Genomic DNA, 22,477 nt, shown 5'->3' with positions numbered 1-22,477 from the left:
ATATCTTATGAGCAATTCCAAAGTCGGCACGGTTGCACTGGTCACGGGCGCCAGCCGCGGCATCGGCCGTTCCATCGCCGTCGGCCTGGCCAGGTTCGGCTACGATGTCGCGGTGACCGATCTGCCGGGGCAGGCCAAGGAGCTCGACGTGACGCGCGCCGAGATCGAAGCCATCGGCCGCAAGGCCTATGTCTACACGATGGACGTCAGCAGCAAGAGGGAGGTGGACGCTACCGCCGCGGCGCTGCTGAAGGATGCCGGCCGTATCGACGTGCTGGTCAACAATGCCGGCATCCTCAAGCCCAGCCTGCTCCAGGATCTCGATGAAGCGTCCTGGGATGCCCATTTCGACGTCAACGCCAAGGGCGTGCTCTTGATGTGCCAGGCGGTGCTGCCGCATATGCGGGAGCGTAAATCCGGCCGCGTCGTCAACATCGCCTCGATCGCCGGACGCCAGGGCGTGCCGACGCAGGGCCACTATGCCGCGACCAAGGCGACCGTCATCACGCTGACCCGCGTGCTGGCGCAGGAAGTCGGCATGGACGGCGTTACCGTCAATGCCATCTGCCCGGGCATCATCCTGACCGAAATGGGCAAGAACAATCTCGGCAGCGACGAGGCCATCCGGCACTGGGAAGAAGTCGCGGCGCTGAAGCGTCTTGGCTATCCCGAGGACATTGTCGGGCCAGTGTGTTTCTTCGCCTCCGACCAGTCGGCCTTCGTCACCGGGCAGGCGTTGAATGTCTGCGGCGGGATTTATTTTCACTAGGCCATGGTTGTGGCATCGGACTCAAAAGAAGCTCCGAGGAGAACAAAAAACGAGCGGCTGGGCGATCGTCAGCAGAGATCTGTCATTCTCAATCATCTGAAGTTCTACACGACGATGGTGGTGACCGGCTTGCCCGCCGCCTTTCCGCCTTCGATTAGAATCTCCTCAAGGAAGTGCAGATCTTCCTGATTTCCATTCGCTCCAACGGCCCTTTCGGGCATCAGGCTAGGAAGCGTCTGGTCGTGCGTCTTCCTCCGCTTCGGAGGAAAATCTGGGTGTCTAGCTGTCGGAAGACGTGTAGCTTCGCAAGGCTCTGAATTGCTTGTCTCAGCCATCGATGTGCCAGCAGGAACAGATCTGACCGTGAATCATCAGTCGCAAATCCTGTCCTCGCGGGATGTCGCGAGCCTGATCAACTCCGGCGGCGACCTGAGCACGGTGCTGCGCGATCTGGTGTTGCTTGGCGACTGCCATTTCGATCAGCTTGAGATCTGGGCTGTAAGACGGCGGGAAGAGCAGCCATGCGCCTCTGGCTCGTATGATCTTCTCGGCGGCAAGGCTCCTATAGGCAGCAAGATTGTCGGGGATGGCCACACCCCCTAACGGAGGACATCTGCAAAATCTGGATTGAGCAGCCGCAAAGGTTCAGGCTAAACCCAATCCATCACATGGCGAGACCGAACACCTAGCGCCAGGCCGTGGAAGACGGTCGACGTGCGGCTATTTACCAAGCCCACCAGTTCCCTTCCGCGCCTCCGACATCTGGCCTTGGGTGGGAATGGAACTTTCTGCCGGTCGGTGGGCTTTCGGATAGGTCCATGATTGGAGATAGGCTGTTGATGAGCCTAATGTGAAGTGCTCTGCAGCGGAGGTATGCGGGTTTGAGGCTGGGGCGGACGTCGGGACCTCAATTGTCCGTTCCTGCCTTGGAGGAACGAAAGTGGAGAATTTGATGCGGAACACGATGCTTGGCCTCGCGGTGCTCGCGCTCGCCGCGTGCCAATCGGCTCCTGAAGCGCCGCAACCCGCTCTCGAACCTGCGTCGAATCCTGTTGCCACTCCTCCCCAGCCTGCCTTGGATCCCGCCGCTGTTTCTCCCGGCTCGGCAATCCTGGATCAATCCGTGACAATCACTCCACCTGCGAAGAGCGTTCCAACAAAGTACGCTGCTTTTTCGGGCATATGGGCCGGACGATTGGAGGGCACATATGAAGGTAAGCTGGCTGTTCAATCTGTTTCATCGAACGGAAAGGTGACTGTCACCTATGCGTGGGGAACCGTGGGCGACAACAATCCCGGAGAGGCCGCTGGTGCTGGAACTATTGTGGGGACTACGTTGAAGCTTGGGCGCCTCCCCAATGGCGCGGACGTCAGCTTTAAGATGCTGCCCGACGGAACCCTTGCCGGAACCTATACACTTGCAGGCCAGACCTACGCGGGCGCGTTCATCAGGCAATGATCAAAGAAGCATCTGATTCTGGAAAATGTAGGCAAGTCAGTTCGAAACCGCCGATCTGAACTTGCTGGGCGGCTGACCATAAGTCTGGCGGAAGAGCCTCGAAAAATGCGAGGCGTTTTCAAACCCGACCTCAATGGCGATCTCGATCATCGGAGCCCGGGTCTGCATCAGCAGGTGCTTCGCCCGCTCCAGACGCACCCTTGTGTAGACAAGTGCCGGAGAACTGTTTGTTTTCTCCATGAAGAGGCGCTCGAGTTGCCTTCGGGATATTCCAACCAACGCCGCCAGCTTGGGAATGGAGATTGTATTCTCAATGTGGTTCTCCATGATGATGAGCGCCGCCTTGAGCCTGGGATCGCGGCTATCGATGGAAAGCGGCCTGCGCGGCTGGATGTCCGACGCCGAGCGCGCCTTCTCGATCTGCAGCACTTCGAGTGCGTTTGTCTCGGCCTCCCTGCTGATATGGCGCCTGACGATCGACGCCGCCATGTCCGCCGCGCTGCTGCCGCCGGCACATGATCCCCTGGTGCGGTCAAGATTGAACAGGCGGTCCGCCCTGACCGCGTGATCCGGAAAGCGCTCGCGGAAAGCCTGAAAGTGGAGCCAGCTGACGCAAGTCTGATGGTGCCTCATCAGGCCGGCCTCGGCGAGGATGAACGTTCCCGTACAGACCCCAATCAAGGGGACCTTCGCGGCGGCGGCTCGCTTGAGGTAGCTGACGGTGTCGCTGTCGACCGGGAATTCGCTGTTCAGCAGCCCACCCACGACCACGATGTAGTTGAACTCGCCTGGATCCACGAAATCCGATGTCGGCGCGACCTGGACTCCGCAACTGGAGGTGATCAGGTTCCGGGTGCTCGCCAGAAGCTGCCAATCAGCGAAAACCCTGCCGGATTTGTCGGTCTCGTCGCTCGCCAATCTGAGCGTGTCGACGAACAGGGCGAATGCGGAAAGGGTGAAGGAACGGGCGAGAACAAAGCCGATTTTCAATCGGTCGATCTCCGGAACCTCATTGGCTGATTTCATCATCGCCTGCCTCTGTGCTTATTGGGGCGACAGCATCTGACGATGTCACCGTGCCCGCAAGCGCATATGGAACGAGTGATCGCATCCGCGGCGATCGGCTGCATCAGTTCGCCGATGCAATCGATCGTCGTCCGCCGGCAATCCACAAACACCTTACTTTTCCATCGTCCCACAGCCCTGCCGTCGGTGCACTACTGCTTCACCGAGGTGGAGGTGCCCCAGGTATCGGACAGCACATAGCCTTGGGGGTACGGGTCCGTCGGATCGAGATAGTAGCTGTGTTCGCCTGTGATCCAGGCCCGGCCGGTGATCTCCGGAACGATCGCCTTGCGGTCGCCAATCTCCGTCAGCGCCACGATCCTGCCGGTGAAGCGGGAGCCGATGATCGATTCATGGACCAGTACGTCGCCCACCCCCATCAAGCCGCGGGCTTGCAGCACGGCCATGCGGGCCGATGTGCCGGTCCCGGTAGGGCTGCGGTCCGAGCGGCCCGGCGAGACGATGCAGGTGTTGCGGGTGACATTGCCCGGGCCCTGGAACGGCATGGCGAACTGCACGATCGACACGCCGCGCACGTGGTCGAATTCGGGATGGACGACATCGAGCTGTTCGCGCGCGGCCCGGCGGACCTTCTCGCCGGCCACCGCCAGTTCGCGAGCCTCGTCGGGGGCGACCGAGAAGCCGAGCGCCCTGGCATCGACGATCGCATAGAACATGCCGCCATAGGCGATATCGACCGTAAGCGTGCCGAGTCCTTCGACCTCGATGTTGGCGTCCAGGCGATCTACAAAGGCGGGCGCGTTGCGGAAGGTGATCGACAGGCATCTGCCGTCGCGGCATTCGGCGCGCACCTCGATGACGCCACCCGGCATGTCGAGCTTGAAACGTGTCTCGGGCTCCTGCATCGGCACCATGCCGGTCTCGAGCAGCACGGTGGCAACACAGATCGTGTTGGAACCGGACATCGGAGGATATTCGGTCGGCTCCATGATGATGGCGCCCGCGACGCAATCCTCGCGCGTCGAGGGAACGAGCAGATTGACGTGGCGCGCAACGCTGCCGCGCGGCTCGCAGATCAGCATCCGCCTTATATGGTCGTGATCACGTTCCATCGTGATCATCTTGTCCATCATCGTGCGGCCCGCCGGCGGCAGCACGCCGCCCACGATGACGTCGCCCACCTCACCTTCGGCATGGCAGCCGACGACACGAATAGCGGTTTTCGTACGCATTGTTTTTCCTTGTCGATTGCAAGCTCTTTGCGGCGAAACGAGCAGCGAGTCCCGAAGGTCAGGCCCGGATGCCCCCACGGCGAAACTTTCTGGGAAAGGATCGTCGTTGTCCAATACGATCGTGTTCAGCCCAAAAATCCAACTGGTCCCTGAGAGGGTGGGACAACGGCGGGCACGTCGATTACGGCGGAGTGCCTCGGCTGGGCAATTCTCGCGCCAATGTCTGTGGGTGAGCCATGGTGCCTGCCGACGGTGCGGACGCGTTTCGGCGCCGGTCTGGTTAGGTCCAGCCTAAGCCGAACGACTGAAATCATAATTTGTGCGGCGCACGTCGCGCCTACACGGGCGCCCGGCACGACATCGCCGCTACGACGCTCGTCGCCATGTTCCTTGCTCCTGTTTCCATGAACGGGGAGACTTGCCCCCCTTTGCCCGCAAATGGAGATGCCGCATCACTTCCGCTGCCTAAATCGCGGCCTGCAGCTGCTCGGCATCAACACCTGTAGGTGACAGCAAGGCCGATTTCGGACTTGGTGCGCTGGCCGGCAGGCAGGCTGATTTCGAGAAGAACTTTTGTCAGGCCGTGGGCTATGCGCGCCTGCTCTTGTCGAAGCCTCACCGCGCGATAATTTCCTTGAAGGCGTGGGTGCTTCTCCCTCTTGACAGGAGCCGACCATGAAACATCAGACACTCGATCAACTGCATGCGGTCGCCAAGATTGAATCTTCGGCTGCATATTCGGCAATGACACGGAACCAGCGTATCGAGCGCTGGGCTGAACTTCTCGAGCAACATCCCGAGCGATGCCTTGCAGCGTTTGCAGGTACCGAATATTTGCCCCTGGAGGAACGTGCCACGGTGCGTGGGGAAGGATCACCAATCGCTGTTGCCTTCGAAGACCCGGTGCTGCGCGCTTCGGGCCTGAAAGATGACACGTATGGTGAAGCCAAGCGTTTCTTCGAACTGAGCGACTGGCAACTGCACGAGATCGTCTGCGATTGCCATGCCGGTGCTACCATGAAAGCGCGTTGGGCCGCCGCCCGAGTCCGCGCAACAGTTCGAGGGAATGGATTTTTTGCATGGCTGAGGCAAAGGATCATGTACTGAATTGGCCGGCTTGAGGTGAGGATCGTTGCGTGTCTGTGACCGCGATATGATCCCGCTGACCCCGGTCTGCAGAGTGACAGTCGATGCATGCCCTCGCGCTCGCGGCCAATAAGCTCGCGAGCCCTTCAGCCTTATGCCTTGAAGAACCTGGTTTCCTGCTCGACTTATCACATGACGCCGAAGGTCTGTACGCTTCGACCGCGCTCATGCCCTCCCGGATCGCCTTGGCGACCAGCCGTTCACCGCGCACTTTTCGAGGGCCAGCCGAACCACCTCTTCCTCCGCATGTCGCGGAATGACAATGACGCCTTCCTTGTCTGGCGAAAGCCTCATAGGTCCAGAGCTCATCGGTGGAGCAGTCGCCCCAGCCTTCCCTCTCGCCACCGGCGGAAAGAGAAGGTCGCGGCCGCGAAAATAGTTGGTGAGGTGGGCAACGATGTGGTGGCGCCAGCCTGCCGGGCGAAGCAGAAATTGTCTGGGGTCAGCGACTCCCGGTAAAGGCCAAGACCGATCTTCATGGTTCTACTTCACGCCAATGCCGGCGGTCAGGCCGCCATCGATCTTGTAGTCCGCGCCGGTGCAGAACCCGGCTTTCGCCGAACACAGGAATGCGATGAGTTCCGCCACTTCTTCCGGCTCGCCGATGCGCCCGATCGGATGCGCTTCGCCGAAGCGCTTGTAGGCGGCCTCGACATCGGCATCGCTACCATTGTCACCGCGCGCGGCCTTCTCCAGGATCGGGGTGCGGATCGAGCCCGGGCTGACGGAATTGACGCGGATGCCGGAGCGAGCATGGTCGAGGGCCAGAGCGCGCGTCAGCGTGTGGATGGCGCCCTTGGTCGTGGCATAGGCGGCGACGTTCTGCTGGCAGGCGAAGCCCTGCACCGAGGCCACGTTGACGATGGCGCCACCGCCTCGGCGGGTCATTTCCGGGATGCCGAAATGCGCGGTCAGGTAGATCGAACCGACATTGACCGACATCGCCTTGTTCCAGGTCTCGAAATCGGTGCTGGTCGCCGTTCCATAGGGATGGACCGCCGCCGAATTGACGATGATGTCGAGGCCGCCGAACCGTTCGACGCCGGCCGCCAGCGCGTCGCGAACCTGATCGGGCACGGAGACGTCGGCGCCTATGACCAGCGCCCCGGCTCCGGAGCCTTCCAGTTCTGCTTTCATCGCCGCGTTTGCCGCGCGGTCGATGCCGCAGGCGATGATCGCGGCACCTCCCGACGCAAGGCGTCTGGCGGTTGCGAGTCCGATCCCCGTCGTCCCTGTCACCAATGCCACCTTGCCGTCGAACTCCTTCATTGTGGGAACTCCTTCATTCACGATCGGAAGCCGGCTCTTCCGGCAGGAAACGCAAGGCGAAATCGAGATGGCGGCTCATCAGGTAGGCGTAAGCCAGCCTGTCGCGCGCGCGCAGCGCCGCAATGATCTCGCCATGTGCAGCCCTTGTATCGGCCAGCACCGGGCGCATTTCCTTGCCGATGGTCATGATCCGCAGGATCACTGGGGCAAGGAAGGAATACATGTCCGCCAGCATGCGATTGTCCGCCAGACCGATCAGCGCCATGTGGAAATTGAAATCGTTCTCGGCGGCCTCTTCGACCGAGCGGCTCGCAACGATCCGGGCGTTGATTTCGTCGAGTGCCTCGATCTGTTCGTTCGAGGCATGCAGGATGATATGGTCGCCGATGCCGACTTCGATGATGCGCCTGTAGCCCTGTATGTCGGCGAAGGACGAGCGCGAAATATCCATGTGCGCGGCGAAAAAATTCTGGATGGCGATGCTCTGCCCGTTGGCCAGGACGGCGCCGACGCGGGGCTTTGGCTCGATAAGCCCGTAGGTGCGGATGGTGCGCAACGCCTCGCGCACCGTATTGCGGCTGGCGCCGGTGAGCTCGCCAAGCTCACGCTCGGTCGGCAGCACGTCGCCGACATTCAGCTGCCGCACGCGGATGAGATCAAGAATCCGCCCGGCCGTGGTGTCGACCGCGGACCTGCCGCTGACGCGCCGCGCGGCGGCATTCTCGCGCACGGCTTGAGAGTCTTTCAACGTCACGCCTTCCTCTAATTGTTGGACCAACATATCGCAGACATTGGGGAGAACAACCGATTTTGGCTATAATTCTTGAAATTATGGTCAGAACTGGCAAAACCTCAAGGGCTGGTGGTCGAATTTTAGTTTGACTCCCATTGTGGTCCAACAATAGATTGCCGACCTCTCGCAGAAGGAAAGTCGCAATGGAACAGTGCTGGCGCTGGTATGGACCGGACGATCCGGTGACGCTCGATCATGTCAGGCAGGCAGGTGCGACAGGCGTGGTCTCGGCCTTGCACGATATCTATGACGGGCGCGCCTGGCCGCTCGAGAGCATCCTGGAGCGCAAGCGGATCATTGAGGCGGCAGGGCTGACCTGGTCGGTCGTCGAGAGCATTCCCGTCCATAACTCGATCAAGATCGGCTCGGCGGAAAGGCTTCGCTATGTCGGCTGGTACAAGGAAACGATCCGCGCGCTTGCCAAGGCCGGCATCGCGACGATCTGCTACAATTTCATGCCGGTGGTCGACTGGACCCGCACGGATCTGGCCTATCGGCTTCCGACGACGGGCTATGCTCTGCGTTTCGATGCGATCGACTTCGCTGCCTACGACCTGTTTGTGCTGAAGCGCAGGAATGCCGAGGCCGGCTACACCGCCGCCCGTATCGCCGAGGCGGAATCGCGACTGAGGGAACTGAGCGACGAAGACATCGGCAGGATCGAGCGCAACCTCATCGCCGGCCTGCCAGCGACCGAGCGCAGCTACAACCGCGACAGTTTTCGCGAGGCCCTGGCCGAATACGATTCCATCGGGCCGAAGGAATTGCGTGACAACCTTGCCTGGTTCTTGCGCGAGATCATACCGTTGGCCGAGCAGGAGGGGGTGCGCATGTGCATCCATCCCGACGACCCGCCATTCTCGCTCTATGGCTTGCCGCGGATCGTCTCGACCGCCGACGACGCGCGGTTCATCCTCAATGCCGTCGACAGCCCGGCCAATGGCCTGACGTTCTGCACCGGCTCCTACGGCACACGGGCCGACAACGACATTGTCGGCATGGTCAAGGAATTCGCCGACCGCATCCATTTCGTCCACCTGCGCAACATCACCATCGAGGATGACGGCTCGTTCCATGAAGCCGAGCATCTCGAGGGTGGCACCGACATGGCGCATGTCATTCTGGCCTTGATGCGGGAAGAGGCGCGCCGTCGCGGCGAAGGCCGTGCCGACTGGCGCATTCCGATGCGACCAGACCATGGCCATCTGCTCGCCGACGATATCGGCAAGACCAGGATCAATCCCGGCTACTCGCTGATTGGCCGGCTGAAAGGCCTCGCCGAACTGCGTGGCATCATGCGCGCCGTGGAGCGGTTCGGGCTGGCCTAAGGGTCGCCAGGCGGACGAAGGGTCGCTATTTGCGCCTCGTGTCGTGCTATGTCTACGAAGGCCCCATCTCCAACGATGTATATCCCTGAGGAGGGACATCCCGTCGGATCTTCATGCGGCAGGCTGCATGGCGGCCCTCAGCAGCATGCCGAACAGGTCTCGAGGCTCGTCGGGATCGGCGAGCAGATCGAGTTCCTCATAAAGGCCTGTTGCTTGCAACTGGTCACGAACGTACCGCAGTGCCGAAAAGTCCTCGATCGCGAAGCCGACCGAATCGAACAGCGTGATCTGCTTGGCGTCCCGGCGTCCTTGGGCTTTGGCGGCAATCACTTCCCAGAGCTCGGTTACCGGATGGTTGGGATCCAGCTGCTGGATCTCGCCCTCGATGCGTGTCTGTGGCGGGAACTCGACGAAAATGTCGGAGCGCAGCAGGATGTCCTTGTGCAGTTCTGTCTTGCCCGGGCAATCACCGCCGACGGCGTTGATGTGGACGCCGGAGCCGACCATGTTGTCGGTGAGGATGGTGGCACACTGCTTGTCGGCGGTAACGGTCGTGATGATCCCCGCACCTTCAACCGCTTCCTGCCCGGTCCCGCAGATGGTGATGTCGAACCCCATGCCAGCCAGGTTCCTCGCGCATTTCAGCGAGGCTGACCGGTCGATGTCGTAGAGCCTCAGCCGGTCTATGCCGGTCAGCGCCTTGAAGGCGATCGCCTGGAATTCCGATTGGGCGCCATTGCCGATGATGGCCATGGTGCGCGCGCCGCTCGGCGCCAGATACTTGGCGGCGACAGCGGATGTGGCGGCGGTGCGCAGCGCGGTCAGGATGGTCATTTCGGTGAGCAGCATCGGGTAGCCGCTGCCGACATCGGCGAGCACGCCGAAGGCGGTGACCGTCTGCAAACCCTGGCGCATGTTCTTGGGGTGGCCGTTGACATATTTGAAGCCATAGAGGCGTCCATCGCTTGTCGGCATCAGTTCGATAACGCCGTCGTGGCTGTGCGAGGCGATGCGAGGCGTCTTGTCGAAGAGTTCCCAGCGACGGAAGTCTTCCTCGATGTAGCCGGCGAGCTCAGTCAGGAAGCGCTCGACACCGATGGCAATCACCAGCTTCATCATGCGATCGACGCTGACGAAGGGGACGATGTTCAGTTTTGCCGTGGTCATGATCAAAAGCTCCCGGAATGGCTACGAGTCGGGCGTTCCATGATGCGACGTCCCATCAGGCTCGCCGTCAGGTCGACCATCAGCGTCGCGGTTCGGCCACGCTCGTCCAGAAAAGGGTTCAACTCGACCAGGTCCAGGCTGGAAACGAGGCCGCTGTCGGACAGCATCTCCATCACCAGATGCGCCTCACGGAATGTCGCGCCGCCGGGAACCGTGGTGCCGACCGCGGGCGCGATCGACGGGTCGAGGAAGTCAACGTCGAGACTGACATGCAGCAGCCCGTCTTCGGCAGATACCCGCGCCAGGAAGGCGCGCAGCAGCGGCGCGATGCCATGCTCGTCGATGGCGCGCATGTCGTGCACCGTGACCCCCGCCTGGTTGAGCGCGCTGCGCTCGGCCGGGTCGACGCTGCGCAGGCCCATGGCGCAGATACGCTTGGGGTCGACCGCTGCCGGCAGATCCGGGAAATAACCACTGAAACCCGGCTGGCCGCTGGCATAAGCGAGCGGGACACCGTGCAGATTGCCGCTGGCGGTGGTGTCGAGCGTGTGGAAGTCCGGATGCGCGTCGAGCCACAGCACGAACAGCGCGCGCCCGGCCTCTGCGGCGCGGCGGGCGAGACCCGACAAGGTCCCGGCCGAGATCGAATGATCGCCTCCGAGAAAGATCGGCATGCCGTCCTTGCTGGCGACGTAGGCAGCCTCGGCAATGGCGGATGTCCAGGCCGATACCTCGGGCAGGGCCTTCAGCGCCAAATTGCCATGCACAACGCGCCGCACCGGAATTGCCTGGACGGCGCCCATATCCTCGACAGAGTGGCCGAGGCCGGACAGCACCTCGGCAAGTCCGGCGGTCCTGAGTGCGCTCGGCCCCATCTCGCATCCCATTCTGCCAGCGCCGTCCTGCACGGGCGCCCCGACGATTCTGCAACGCATTGTTTTTTCCGCGGCTCAAGTTCGATTGACCGCGAGGGAACCATGGCGAGCCGGCGATATGAACAGGCATAATTGGCAATACGAGAAGCCTGCTTTATCATATTGGTACTGAAACTGATCAGATTGGTAAGACTCTATGGATGCGCTGGACGAACGGCTCGTGACCTTGCTGCGGCATGATGCGCGTCGCAGCGTGTCGGACCTCGCCGTCGATCTCGGGGTCACGCGCGCCACGGTCAGGGCGCGCATGGAGCGGCTGGAACGATCTGGCGAGATCATCGGCTACACGGTGGTGCTGCGCGCCGACGCCGTCGATCAGCGCATCCGCGGGATCATGCTGATCGAGATAGAGGGACATGCCGCTGACCGCGTGGTTCGGGCATTGGGTGGCTTCCCTGAAGTCTCGACCATCCATACCACCAATGGCCGCTGGGACCTTGTGGTCGAACTCGGGACCGCCTCGCTGACGGATTTCGATGCCGTGCTACGGCGCATCCGGCTCATAGCCGGCATAACCGGCAGCGAAACGAGCCTGCTCCTGGCCACGCCGCGCACGACGCGGGCACGACTGACCTAGAAGCTGCGAGACGACGAAGACTGACGGCCGACTCGAAAAGCCGTCTCGAAGCCTATGGGATGCAATTCGACTCCGAGCCGGCTCCGCCATGGAATTACCACTCGGCGAAGGAGCCGTCCTTGTGGCGCCAGATCGGGTTACGCCAGCTGTGTCCTTCCTTGGCGCGCTCCTTGACATAGTCCTCGTCGATCTCGACACCCAGACCCGGGCCATCAGGAATGGCGACATAGCCATCCTCGTAGCGGAAGACATCCTTGTTGGCGGCATAGTCGAGCAGGTCATTGGCGCCGTTGTAGTGGATGCCGAGGCTCTGCTCCTGGATGAAGCAGTTATAACTGACCGCGTCGAGTTGCAGGCATGCGGCAAGCGCGATGGGCCCGAGCGGGCAGTGCGGCGCCACGGCCACGTCATAGGCTTCCGCCATCGCCGCGATCTTGCGGCACTCGGTGATGCCGCCAGCATGCGACAGGTCGGGCTGAATGATGTCGACGACGCCTTCCTCGAACACCGACTTGAAGTCCCAGCGGCTGTAGAGGCGTTCGCCGAGCGCAATCGGCGTCGAACCAAGGGCCGCGATCTCCTTCAAGGCTTCGCGGTTTTCGCTGAGCACCGGCTCCTCGATGAACATCAGCCGATAGGGCTCCAGTTCCTTGACCAGGATACGCGCCATCGGCCGGTGCACCCGGCCGTGGAAGTCGACGGCGATGCCAATGCCGGGGCCGACCGCCTCGCGCACCATGGCGACCCTCTCGACCGCCGCGTCGATCTTGTCATGGCTATCGACGATCTGCAGTTCCTCGGTGCCGTTCATCTTGAGCGCCAGGAAGCCCCGCGCCACCATTTCCTTCGCACCGGCGATGACCTCCGCCGGCCGGTCGCCGCCGATCCAGGAATAAACCTTGATAGAGTCGCGCAGCTTGCCGCCGAGCAGCTCATGCACTGGCACGCCGAGTGCCTTGCCCTTGATGTCCCACAGGGCCTGGTCGATGCCGGCGATGGCGCTCATCAGGATCGGCCCGCCGCGATAAAAGCCGCCGCGATGCATTACCGTCCAGTGGTCCTCGATCAGGCGAGGGTCCTTGCCGATCAAATAATCGCCAAGCTCCTTGACCGCCGCCTCGACGGTCAGCGCCCTGCCTTCGACGACCGGCTCGCCCCAGCCGGTGACGCCGGCATCGGTCTCGATCTTCAGGAACAGCCAGCGCGGCGGCACGATATAGGTGGTGAGCGAGATGATTTTCATGCGGTCTGTCTGTCTCAGTTGTTCTTGAGTTTTTTTGCGCTGACGAGGTCGCGCGCCGCGAGGTCGAGAATTCGATTGGCCGCGCCGCGCGCCGCTTGGGCATCGCGCATGCGCAGCGCCTCCACCACTTCGCGATGCGCCGCCACCGCTTCCATGCGCCGCTCGAGCGAAATGGTCGCCGTCGCTTCCAGCGAGAATTTAAGGCCAGCGTCGATCAAATTTCCGATCTGGCGAAAGATCGGGTTATGGCTCGCGGCATAGACGATCTGGTGGAAGGCGATGTCGGAGCGCGAGAACATCGCGAGATCCTCACCCGCGCCTGCCATGCCTCGCCAGGCCGCTTCGAGATCGGCGATCTCCTGCAGTGTTGCGCGCGTGGCGGCAAGCTCGGCGACCAGCGGCTCGATGGCGCGGCGCGTTTCGAGGATGGCGTCGAAGAGCTTGTCGTCCAGCGCATGCGGCGCGTGCCAGGCCAGCACCTGCGGATCGATGATGTTCCAGTCGTCCTCATTGCAGACGACGGTGCCGACACGGGGCCGTGACAGTATCAGTCCCTTGGCGGCCAGCACCTTCAGGGCTTCGCGGATGACGGTGCGGCTGACGCCATACTCGACGCCAAGTTCGTTTTCGGTCGGCAAGGAGGATCCGGCCGGGTAGCGTCCGGAAAAGATGTCCGAAGCAATGGCCTTGGTCACATCGGGCATGACGCGCGGGCGACGGATGACCGCTTCGCCCTGTGCCTTCTTCACGATATCGGTCACCTCGGCCCTCCTCCAAAGGCGGCGAATCCGCTGGTTTCGCACAATCTGTCCGGCCTTAACGGATGCGGATCAATTGCGCCAGCGATCGTTGGTCGGAGCATGTACATTAATTATCATACCAGATCAATTGACGAGTATGATAAAAGCGAATAAACACTCCGGCACCCGGGCTGAGCGCCCGGTCTATCGCTGGGAGGTAATCATGCGACTTTTAAAAACCGCGCTCGTCGCGGGCGCGCTTGCCGTGCTGTCCGTCACGACGATCGCTTCTGCCTATGCTCAGGACACCAAGATCGGTTTCATCGTCAAACAGCCCGAGGAGCCGTGGTTTCAGGACGAATGGAAGTTCGCCGACCAGGCCGCCAAGGAAAAGGGCTTTACCCTCGTCAAGATCGGTGCCGAGGATGGTGAGAAGCTGATGTCGGCGATCGACAATCTCGGCGCCCAGGGCGCCCAGGGCTTCATCGTCTGCACCCCGGACGTGAAGCTTGGCCCCGGCATCGTCGCCAAGGCCGCCGCCAACAATCTCAAGCTGATGACCGTCGACGACCGCCTGGTCGGTGCCGACGGCAAGGCCCTGGAAGAGGTGCCGCATATGGGCATCTCGGCAACCAAGATCGGCGAGGCCGTCGGCCAGGCGATCGTCGACGAAATGAAGGCGCGCGGCTGGAAGGCCGACGAGGTCGGTGCCATCCGCGTCTCCTACGACCAGCTGCCGACAGCCGTCGACCGTGTCGAAGGCGCCATCTCGGTACTGAAGGCGAATGGCTTCAAGGCCGAGAACATCTTCGACGCCCCGCAGGCCAAGACCGACACGGAAGCCGCGCTCAACGCCGCGACGGTCGTGCTCAACGCCCATGCCGACATCAAGAAATGGGTTTCCTTCGGCCTCAACGACGAAGCGGTGCTGGGTGCTGTGCGCGCGTCCGAAAGCGTCGGCATTCCGGCCGACGGCATGATCGGCGTTGGCATTGGCGGCGCGGATTCGGCAATCAACGAGTTCAAGAAGCCGACCGCCACCGGCTTTGTTGGCACGGTGATCATCTCGCCGAAGCGCCACGGCTATGAGACGGCGCTCAACATGTACGACTGGGTTGCCAACAACAAGGAACCGGAGAAGCTGATCCTGACCTCCGGCGCGCTGGCCAAGCGCGACGACTATCAAAAGGTCCGGCAGGGCCTCGGCATCGAATAATCCTCCCTGTACAAACAGGCGGCGGCTCATCCCGCCGCCTGTTTGCCATGGCACAAGAAGGATCGGCGCGGTGTCCTTTCTCGAATTCTCCCACATCACCAAGACCTATCCAGGCGTCAAGGCGTTGTCGGACGTCTCGTTCGGCGTCGACAAGGGCGCGGTGCATGGCCTGATGGGCGAGAACGGCGCGGGCAAATCCACCCTGATCAAGATTCTCTCCGGCGACCAGCATGCCGAAGAGGGCGAGATCCGCATCGATGGCAAGGTCCAGGCCTATGCCTCGACCCGGGATGCTTTCGACAGTGGCGTCATCGTCATCCACCAGGAACTGCAGCTCGTTCCCGAACTCACCGTTGCCGAAAACCTCAGCCTCGGCCGTTTTCCCGCCAGCGCCGGCATCATCGCCGGCCGCCGGATGCTGGACGACGTCGGCGCCAAGCTGAAGTCGGCCGGCATCGACATCGACATGCGCCGCAAGGTCAAGACGCTGTCCATCGGCGAACGCCAGATGGTCGAGATCGCCAAGGCGATCATGCTCGACGCGCGTGTCATCGCACTGGACGAGCCGACCTCGTCGCTGTCGTCGCGCGAAAGCGAAATCCTGTTTGCCCTGATCGACCGCCTGCGCGGCGAAGGCAAGGTCATCATCTATGTGTCGCATCGGCTCGACGAGGTGTTCCGGCTCTGCGACAGCCTAACCGTGCTGCGCGACGGCAAGCTCGCGGCGCACCACGCTTCGCTGCAAGGTGTCACCCGCGACCAGGTCGTCGCCGAGATGGTCGGCCGCGAAATCTCCGACATCTGGGGTTTTCGTCCGCGTCGGGCCGGAGAGGTTCGCCTGAAAGTCGACACTGTCTCTGGAGCAAAGCTCAGGGCACCGGCAAGCTTCGAGGCGAAGGCCGGTGAGATCGTCGGCTTCTTCGGCCTGATCGGCGCCGGGCGGTCGGAACTGATGCGGCTGGTCTTTGGCGCCGACCCGCGCTCGCGCGGCACCATTACCGTCGACGGCAAGGTCGTTCATGCCACCGATCCGCATGACGCGATCCGGGCCGGCATCGTGCTGTGCTCGGAAGACCGCAAGCATGACGGCATCATCCAGGGCCGTTCGATCGAGGAGAACATCAACATCTCGTCGCGGCGCCATCACACGCGCTTCGGCGTGCTGAATCGCGCCAGCGAGATCGCGACCGCCGAAACCTTCATCAACAAGCTCAAGGTGCGCACCCCCTCACGCAAGCAGGACATCATAAACCTCTCCGGCGGCAACCAGCAGAAAGTCATTCTTGGCCGCTGGCTGTCGGAACAGGGCGTGCGGGTTCTCATCGTCGACGAGCCGACGCGCGGCATCGATGTCGGCGCCAAGGCGGAAATCTACGAACTGCTCTACCAGCTTGCCGAGGACGGCATGGCAATCGTCGTCGTCTCCTCCGAACTGCCTGAGGTGATGGGCATCTGCGACCGCATCCTGGTGATGTGCGGAGGGCGCATAAGCGCCGAACTCGCCCGTGACCAGTTCGCCGAAAAGGCGATCCTGGCCGCCGCTCTTCCCGACACGAAAACCCCCGACGCGATCGCATCCTGAGGACTTCTGCCATGACCGACCAGTTGAAGAAAATCCTGCTCGGCGAACAGGGGCTCGTCGTCATCTTCGTCGTCGCCTTCGCGCTGGTGTCGGCTCTGGTGCCGAACTTCCTCACCGACCGCAACATGCTTGGCCTTTTGCAGTCGGTGGTCACCGTCGGCATCGTCGCCTGCACCATGATGTTCTGCCTTGCCGCGCGCGACTTCGACCTCTCGGTCGGCTCGATCGTCGCCTTTGCCGGCATGGTCGCGGTGATGGCGTCGAACGCGACCGGCTCGATCCTGCTCGGGCTTCTGGCGGCAATCGCTTGCGGCGCGTTCGTCGGCTTTATCAATGGCGTCGTCATCGCCAAATTCCGCATTAACGCGCTAATCACGACGTTAGCCACCATGCAGATCGTGCGCGGCCTGGCGCTGATCGCGTCGGACGGCCGCGCAGTCGGCATCAACAGCCCGGATTTCTATCAGCTGGCGTTGTCGAAATTGCTCGGCATCCCGACGCCGATCTGGGTGCTGGCCATTTTGTTCGGCATATTCGGCTTCGTCTTGAACCGCACAGTCTTCGGCAAGAACACACTTGCCATCGGCGGCAATCCGGAGGCCTCGCGGCTGGCCGGCGTCAACGTCGACAGGACACGCATCTGGATATTCACGCTGCAGGGCGTCGTCTGCGGCATCGCCGGCATCCTGCTCGCCTCGCGCATCACTTCGGGCCAGCCAAACGCGGCGGTCGGGCTCGAGCTCTCCGTCATCTCGGCCTGCGTGCTCGGCGGCGTCTCGCTCGCCGGTGGCCGCGCCATGATGTCGGGCGTCATCGTCGGCGTGCTGATCATGGGCATTGCCGAAAACGCCATGAACCTGCTCAACATCCCGGCCTTCTACCAGTACATCGTGCGTGGCGTGATCCTGCTGCTCGCCGTGCTGCTCGACAATCTGCGCTCATCGGCGCTGGGGCGGCGTTGAGCAAGGGCAGGGCATGTCGGCCTGCAGCCGCGCTATAAACGGCGCACGGCGCAAGATGCGAATGACCCGTCTTCGACTGGAGTGAGAACCATGACTGAGCGCCTGTCCGGCAAACGCATCTTCCTGACGGGTGCGGCACAAGGCATCGGGCTGGCCATCGCCGAGGCCTGCCTTGCCGAGGGTGCAAAGCTGTTCCTGGTCGACCAGGACGGCGCGTTGCTGGACAAGACCGTCGCCGGCCTTTCCGCGCCGCAAGGCCATGTCGGGCATGTTGCGGCCGACATCAGCGACGGTGCCGCGATTGCCGCTGCAGTTGGTCAGGCAGCCGCCGAGATCGGCCCGATCAACGCGCTGATCAACAACGCCGGGATGAATGTGTTCTCGACGCCACTCGACACCAGCGAGGAGGAGTGGAACCGTAATTTCGACGTCAACGTTAAGGGTGCCTGGAACTGCAGCAAGGCGGTGTTGCCGGGCATGATCGCAAGCGGCGGCGGCGGCGCCATCCTCAACGTCGCCTCGACGCACAGCTTCACCATCATTCCGCACACTTTCCCTTATCCCGTCGCCAAGCACGCGCTGCTCGGCCTGACCAAATCGCTGGCGCTCGAATATGCGGGGCAGGGCGTTCGCGTGAATGCGCTGGCGCCCGGCTATGTCGAGACGCAGAAGGCCATCGACTATTGGAACAGCTTTGCCGATCCGGCCGAGGCGCGCGCCAAGACGATGGCGCTGCATCCCGGCGGCCGCATCGCCTCGACGCGCGAGATCGCCTTGGCCGCGGTATTCATGATTTCAGACGAGAGCCCGTTCATGAACGCGGCGTGTCTCGTAGTCGATGGTGGGCTCAGTCAATTGCAGCACCCTGCTTGATTGCAGTTGAGGAACACCATGAGCTGATTGACGATCCCGCAAAAACGCTCCCTTCTAGGGCCGCAATTGGTAGGGTCCAACGATGGCACGTTGGCCTGCCTCGAACGCCTGTCCGCACCGCGAACAATCCGCCCTCGTGCGGGCTTGCCTGCAAGTGTCCGACGGTCATGGTAAATCGCGCCGACGTGAGCAATATCGAGGTTCTCGCCACCAGCGTCGACGGTCGCTGGTAGCCGTGGCGCTCGCTCGATGACAGACAGTGATGCGGTCGAACTTGCCGACGGGCGTGCAAGCCTGGTCGTCAGCCCTCGCGATGGCGCCGCCATCCTGCGCTACGACGCACTGCGCCCCGGCCGGGCGCCCACGCCGCTCATCAAGCCGTCGACTGGCCTGCTGAAGTTCGGGTCTCAACTGCTGATTCCGTGGTCGAACCGTATTTCCGGCGAAGGCTTCGAGTTCGAAGGACGCTTCCATGCGCTCGAACCCAATGTCGAAGGCGAACCGTACCCGCTCCATGGCGACGGTTTTCAAAGACCGTGGCGGTTGACACGGCGAAGCGGCACTGAAATGGAGCTGGTTTTGGCAGACGGGGCAATCGGGCCCTACCGCTACCATGCAAGCGTCCGCTACGCGCTGGAGGATGGCGCGCTCGCCGCGGTGCTGACCGTCGAGAATCGGGCCACTATCCGCCTGCCCTACGGGCTCGGCTTCCATCCGTGGTTTCCACGCAGCCCGCGCACCTTGCTTCAGGCGTCGGCCAGCAGGGTATGGCTGGAGGACGAGCGCCACCTGCCGACGGCGGTGGTGTCGCTCACCTCCCGCCCCGACTGGGATTTTTCGCAAGTTGCGCTCCTTCCCGACACCTGGATCAACAACGCCTTCGAAGGCTGGGACGGCCGTGCCTCGATCACCCAGCCGGATGACGCCATCATGGTCACGGTCGATACATTGTCGACGCTGAACGTCTTCGTTCTCTATTCGCCAGCGCGAGATGCCGATTTCTTTTGTTTCGAACCTGTTTCGCACACGGTGGACGCCCATCACACCGGTGGCCTGGCCACACTCGAGCCGGGTGGATCGATCACCGCGCATATGCGTCTGGGTTGGAATGAGCTGTAGCATCGGTCGGCAAGCGCGATGCGCCGGGAAAATGTCTGGGACTCTAAGCGCCCCAGACAACCGCCTGCTCATGGCGCTTGATGAGGTGCTTGAGATCGTCGAAGCTCCGGCGGATGTGCCGGGCGAAAGCATCTACGGCCGGCGCACGCGGCGTATCGGCAAGCCGGAGCAGACCGAGTGCCCGCTCGGGATGCGGAATAGCCACCGGAAGCGCGGTAATCGACTTCTCCTTGCGAAAGGCGAAGACGACGCTATGTGGCAGCACGGTCAGCGCGTCGGTTTCCTTCATGTAGTTGATGGCGCTGGTCAATGATCCGCCGGAATAGCGGATCTTTATCTCGGTGGCGCCAAGTGACAGCAGCAGGCTGCGCAGATCCTCCAGCAGCGGGCTGCCGGGCGGCGGCGCGATCCAGGGATAGTCGAGCAGGTCGCCGGTCTTCAGCTTGCGCCGCAGCAGCAGCGGATGCGTTGCGCGGCAGGCAACGACATTGCGGCCGGGCAGGATCTCGCGGAATTCCATGCCCGACCCTTCTTCCAGGATGTCGATCGGACACACGGCAAGATCGATGCGGTCGGCGTTGATCGCGGCGCGCAAATCCGAGAGATAGCCGTAGCTCTGGTCGACGCGCACATCCGGATAGGCGTTCTGGAAGTCGGCGATCATGCCGGAGATCAGCGCGTCCATGAAGAATGGCGTGCCACCGACCCGCACGACGCCGGAACGGCCCTGGCTGAAATTGGCCACAATGTCGGAGGCTTTGCGCGATGCCGCCAGCATCACTTGGCCATGATCGGCGAGCGCCCGGCCGAGCGGGGTCGGCTGCAGCGGCCGGCGCCCCTTCAGAAACAGCGGCTCGCCCAGTCGCTTCTCCAGCATCGACAGCGTGCGCGACACCGCCGGCTGCGACAGGCCGACAAGGGCCGCCCCCTCGGTGACGCCGCCGGCCTGCACCACGGCCGCCAGCTGGATCAAATGCCTTTCGTCGAGCTTCATAACGATATGGTATATAAAACCAGGCAAAAATCATCATTTTTGTGTCCGGCCTGCGTTATTCTTCCTCCGTGAGATGAAACCGGGGAGGAACATGTCACAGGCCGGCATACCGTCGTTCAACGAGGCCAACTCCGCCGAGATGGTCGCCCAGCGCCTGTCAAAGGCCAAAGCCGGGCCATTGCCGCGCTTCCTGGCAACCGTCGTCGACCATCTCCATCAGATCGTCAAAGAGACCCGCCCCACGGCTTCGGACTGGCGCCAGGCAATAGCCTTCCTCACTGAAATCGGCCACGCCAGCGACGACAAGAGGCAGGAATGGGTGCTGCTGTCGGATCTGCTCGGCGTCACCGCGCTGGTCGAGGACATCAATTCCCGCCGCCCGAGTGGCGCCACGCCCAACACCGGGCGCGGTCCGTTCTATCGCGCCGATGCGCCAAGGCTGCCGCTCGGCGCCAACATTTCGCTCGATGGTGTCGGCGCGCCGCTCACCGTCTCGGGGCGGGTCATCGATCTGGATGGCATGCCGATACCAGGCGCGACGGTCGAAACCTGGCAAGCCAATGCGCAAGGATTCTACGAAAACCAGCAGCCCGACCTGCAGCCGGAATTCAACCTGCGCGGCGTCTTCATCACCGACAGAGACGGCCGTTTCCACTACCGCACGGTCAAGCCGACCGGCTACGGCGTGCCGGATGACGGCCCGGTCGGGCAGATGCTTGGCCGGCTGAATTATCCGCTCAGTCGTCCGGCGCACCTGCATTTCCTCATCCGTGCCGACAATTTCGAGACGCTGACCACGCAAGTGTTCGAGCGTGGCGACCCACGTCTCGGCGAAGATGCGCTGTTTGGTGTCAAACCGGAACTGGTCGGCGACATCAAACGCGTTGGCGACGGCTGGTCGCTCGACTTCAGCTTCGTCATGGCGATGGCACGCAAGGGGAACTGGGCGGCATGATGAGGCAATTCACCTACTCCGGCAGCCCGGCGCATATCGTCTTTGGCAACGGCGCGTCATCCGAGGTCGGCACATGGGTCGAGAAACTCGGCTGCAAGCGTGCGCTGGTGCTGTCGACGCCGCACCAAGCGGCCGATGGCGAGGCGCTGGCGAAGCGCCTTGGACCCCTGGCAGCAGGGGTCTTCTCGGGTGCGGCCATGCATACGCCGGTCGATGTGACCCAGGCTGCATTGGCCAAGGCGCATGATGTTAATGTCGACTGCGTCGTCGCACTCGGTGGCGGCTCGACTACGGGCCTCGGCAAGGCGATCGCGTATCGCACCGACCTGCCGCAGATCGTCATCCCGACCACCTATGCCGGCTCCGAGGTGACGCCGATCCTCGGCCAGACCGAGAACGGCGTGAAGACCACCGTGCGTGATGCAAAAATCCTGCCGGAAGTGGTGATCTACGATCCGGAACTGACCGTCGGCCTGCCGGTGGCGATGAGCGTCACCTCCGGCCTCAACGCCATGGCGCATGCCGCCGAGGCGCTCTACGCGCAGGACCGCAACCCGGTTTCGACGCTGATGGCGACCGAAGGGCTGCGCGCTCTGAAGGCGGCACTTCCGTTGCTGGTGATGGAGCCGAGGAACCTTACCGCACGCAGTGACGCGCTCTACGGCGCCTGGCTGTGCGGCACCGTGCTCGGCACGGTCGGCATGGCGCTGCACCACAAGATCTGCCACACGCTGGGCGGTTCGTTCGACATGCCGCATGCCGAGACCCATGCGGTCATGCTGCCGCACACGATCGGCTTCAACGCCGGCGCCGTACCCGAATTGCTCGAGCCGGTCGCCGACATTCTTGGTAACAGCGCCGGTAGCGGTCTGTACGATTTCGCCAAGTCCGTCGGGGCGCCACTCACATTGCAGGAGCTCGGCTTTAGGCAGGCTGACCTCGATCGCGCCGCCGAGATTGCCACCAGGAATCCATACTGGAATCCGCGGCCCTTCGACCGCGCCGCAATCCGCGCCCTGTTGCAGGACGCGTGGGAGGGAAGACGCCCGCAGGACTGAAGACGAACAAAGCTGACGGCAACAAAGGGAGGAA

At 62.5% G+C, this 22,477-nt stretch carries 22 protein-coding genes; 13 read left to right on the top strand and 9 right to left on the bottom strand.

The window, feature by feature from the left end; genetic code table 11:
* The first annotated feature begins 7 nt into the window (after window positions 1-7).
* The 3 genes from AC56QP_RS09650 to AC56QP_RS09640 all read left to right on the top strand — a co-directional run bounded on the left by AC56QP_RS09650 (window position 8) and on the right by AC56QP_RS09640 (window position 2,228).
* The gene (locus AC56QP_RS09650) at window positions 8-769 is read left to right on the top strand and encodes an SDR family NAD(P)-dependent oxidoreductase (protein ID WP_489859914.1); all 762 of its coding nucleotides are present in this window, start codon (window positions 8-10) and stop codon (window positions 767-769) included.
* Between the two features lie 318 nt (window positions 770-1,087).
* Window positions 1,088-1,372 (top strand): hypothetical protein, encoded by a 285-nt coding sequence (locus tag AC56QP_RS09645; RefSeq protein WP_489859915.1) that lies wholly within the window; start codon window positions 1,088-1,090, stop codon window positions 1,370-1,372.
* A gap of 349 nt (window positions 1,373-1,721) precedes the next feature.
* On the top strand, window positions 1,722-2,228 hold the full coding sequence (locus tag AC56QP_RS09640; RefSeq protein WP_489859916.1) for a hypothetical protein: 507 nt from the start codon (window positions 1,722-1,724) through the stop codon (window positions 2,226-2,228).
* Between the two features lie 36 nt (window positions 2,229-2,264).
* Here AC56QP_RS09640 and AC56QP_RS09635 read toward each other — a convergent pair whose 3' ends face one another.
* Both AC56QP_RS09635 and AC56QP_RS09630 read right to left on the bottom strand, forming a co-directional pair.
* A complete protein-coding gene (locus tag AC56QP_RS09635) occupies window positions 2,265-3,254 on the bottom strand; it encodes a GlxA family transcriptional regulator (protein ID WP_489859917.1) in 990 nt (329 codons plus the stop codon).
* Window positions 3,255-3,445: 191 nt separating this feature from the next.
* Window positions 3,446-4,486: a proline racemase family protein gene (locus AC56QP_RS09630; protein WP_489859918.1), complete on the bottom strand. Its 1,041-nt coding sequence runs from the start codon at window positions 4,484-4,486 to the stop codon at window positions 3,446-3,448.
* A 675-nt stretch (window positions 4,487-5,161) separates the two neighbouring features.
* Between AC56QP_RS09630 and AC56QP_RS09625 the strand changes: the two genes are divergently transcribed.
* Window positions 5,162-5,593, top strand: a complete 432-nt coding sequence (locus AC56QP_RS09625) for a hypothetical protein (RefSeq protein WP_489859919.1) — start codon at window positions 5,162-5,164, stop codon at window positions 5,591-5,593.
* A 522-nt stretch (window positions 5,594-6,115) separates the two neighbouring features.
* Here AC56QP_RS09625 and AC56QP_RS09620 read toward each other — a convergent pair.
* Together AC56QP_RS09620 and AC56QP_RS09615 are read right to left on the bottom strand one after the other, a co-directional pair.
* On the bottom strand, window positions 6,116-6,901 hold the full coding sequence (locus tag AC56QP_RS09620) for an SDR family NAD(P)-dependent oxidoreductase (protein WP_091582696.1): 786 nt from the start codon (window positions 6,899-6,901) through the stop codon (window positions 6,116-6,118).
* Window positions 6,902-6,914: 13 nt separating this feature from the next.
* Entirely contained in the window at window positions 6,915-7,649 is a 735-nt protein-coding gene (locus AC56QP_RS09615) for a FadR/GntR family transcriptional regulator (protein ID WP_489859920.1), read from the bottom strand.
* A gap of 188 nt (window positions 7,650-7,837) precedes the next feature.
* Between AC56QP_RS09615 and uxuA the strand changes: the two genes are divergently transcribed.
* Window positions 7,838-9,022 carry a mannonate dehydratase gene (gene uxuA / locus AC56QP_RS09610; protein ID WP_489859921.1) on the top strand — a complete coding sequence of 395 codons (1,185 nt, stop codon included), beginning with the start codon at window positions 7,838-7,840 and terminating at the stop codon, window positions 9,020-9,022.
* Window positions 9,023-9,133: 111 nt separating this feature from the next.
* Here the strand turns inward: uxuA and ocd are convergent, their stop codons facing one another.
* Both ocd and rocF read right to left on the bottom strand, forming a co-directional pair.
* Complete coding sequence (gene ocd / locus AC56QP_RS09605; RefSeq protein WP_256753008.1) at window positions 9,134-10,189, bottom strand: ornithine cyclodeaminase; 1,056 nt, start codon at window positions 10,187-10,189, stop codon at window positions 9,134-9,136.
* Between the two features lie 2 nt (window positions 10,190-10,191).
* On the bottom strand, window positions 10,192-11,124 hold the full coding sequence (gene rocF, locus AC56QP_RS09600) for an arginase (protein WP_489859922.1): 933 nt from the start codon (window positions 11,122-11,124) through the stop codon (window positions 10,192-10,194).
* 136 nt (window positions 11,125-11,260) lie between these two features.
* Here rocF and AC56QP_RS09595 point away from each other — a divergent pair, with 136 nt between their 5' ends.
* Window positions 11,261-11,701, top strand: coding sequence for an Lrp/AsnC family transcriptional regulator (locus AC56QP_RS09595; RefSeq protein WP_489859923.1), 441 nt, complete (start codon window positions 11,261-11,263; stop codon window positions 11,699-11,701).
* Window positions 11,702-11,795: 94 nt separating this feature from the next.
* On the opposite strand, the gene dgoD is transcribed toward AC56QP_RS09595, so the two are convergent.
* Together dgoD and AC56QP_RS09585 are read right to left on the bottom strand one after the other, a co-directional pair.
* Window positions 11,796-12,944, bottom strand: a complete 1,149-nt coding sequence (dgoD, locus tag AC56QP_RS09590; RefSeq protein ID WP_489859924.1) for a galactonate dehydratase — start codon at window positions 12,942-12,944, stop codon at window positions 11,796-11,798.
* Between the two features lie 14 nt (window positions 12,945-12,958).
* Window positions 12,959-13,648 (bottom strand): FadR/GntR family transcriptional regulator, encoded by a 690-nt coding sequence (locus AC56QP_RS09585; protein WP_489863642.1) that lies wholly within the window; start codon window positions 13,646-13,648, stop codon window positions 12,959-12,961.
* Between the two features lie 259 nt (window positions 13,649-13,907).
* Here AC56QP_RS09585 and AC56QP_RS09580 point away from each other — a divergent pair, with 259 nt between their 5' ends.
* From AC56QP_RS09580 to AC56QP_RS09560, 5 genes are all read left to right on the top strand, one after another.
* Window positions 13,908-14,900 carry an arabinose ABC transporter substrate-binding protein gene (locus tag AC56QP_RS09580; RefSeq protein ID WP_489859925.1) on the top strand — a complete coding sequence of 331 codons (993 nt, stop codon included), beginning with the start codon at window positions 13,908-13,910 and terminating at the stop codon, window positions 14,898-14,900.
* A 70-nt stretch (window positions 14,901-14,970) separates the two neighbouring features.
* Entirely contained in the window at window positions 14,971-16,482 is a 1,512-nt protein-coding gene (gene araG / locus AC56QP_RS09575; protein ID WP_489859926.1) for an L-arabinose ABC transporter ATP-binding protein AraG, read from the top strand.
* A gap of 11 nt (window positions 16,483-16,493) precedes the next feature.
* Complete coding sequence (araH, locus tag AC56QP_RS09570) at window positions 16,494-17,444, top strand: L-arabinose ABC transporter permease AraH (protein ID WP_489859927.1); 951 nt, start codon at window positions 16,494-16,496, stop codon at window positions 17,442-17,444.
* A 90-nt stretch (window positions 17,445-17,534) separates the two neighbouring features.
* A complete protein-coding gene (locus tag AC56QP_RS09565) occupies window positions 17,535-18,317 on the top strand; it encodes an SDR family oxidoreductase (RefSeq protein ID WP_489859928.1) in 783 nt (260 codons plus the stop codon).
* Window positions 18,318-18,566: 249 nt separating this feature from the next.
* On the top strand, window positions 18,567-19,436 hold the full coding sequence (locus AC56QP_RS09560; protein ID WP_489859929.1) for an aldose 1-epimerase: 870 nt from the start codon (window positions 18,567-18,569) through the stop codon (window positions 19,434-19,436).
* A gap of 43 nt (window positions 19,437-19,479) precedes the next feature.
* Here the strand turns inward: AC56QP_RS09560 and AC56QP_RS09555 are convergent, their stop codons facing one another.
* Entirely contained in the window at window positions 19,480-20,430 is a 951-nt protein-coding gene (locus AC56QP_RS09555; RefSeq protein ID WP_489859930.1) for a LysR family transcriptional regulator, read from the bottom strand.
* 91 nt (window positions 20,431-20,521) lie between these two features.
* Here AC56QP_RS09555 and AC56QP_RS09550 point away from each other — a divergent pair, with 91 nt between their 5' ends.
* Together AC56QP_RS09550 and AC56QP_RS09545 are read left to right on the top strand one after the other, a co-directional pair.
* Window positions 20,522-21,385, top strand: a complete 864-nt coding sequence (locus AC56QP_RS09550; RefSeq protein WP_489859931.1) for a dioxygenase family protein — start codon at window positions 20,522-20,524, stop codon at window positions 21,383-21,385.
* A complete protein-coding gene (locus tag AC56QP_RS09545; protein WP_489859932.1) occupies window positions 21,382-22,443 on the top strand; it encodes a maleylacetate reductase in 1,062 nt (353 codons plus the stop codon). The genes AC56QP_RS09550 and AC56QP_RS09545 overlap by 4 nt, the downstream gene beginning before the upstream one ends.
* Window positions 22,444-22,477 lie beyond the last annotated feature (34 nt).

Source organism: Mesorhizobium sp. RCAM 05104 (assembly GCF_059683645.1).
The sequence above is the reverse complement of the archived record's forward strand: the minus strand, read 5'-3'. Positions and strand labels throughout refer to the sequence as shown.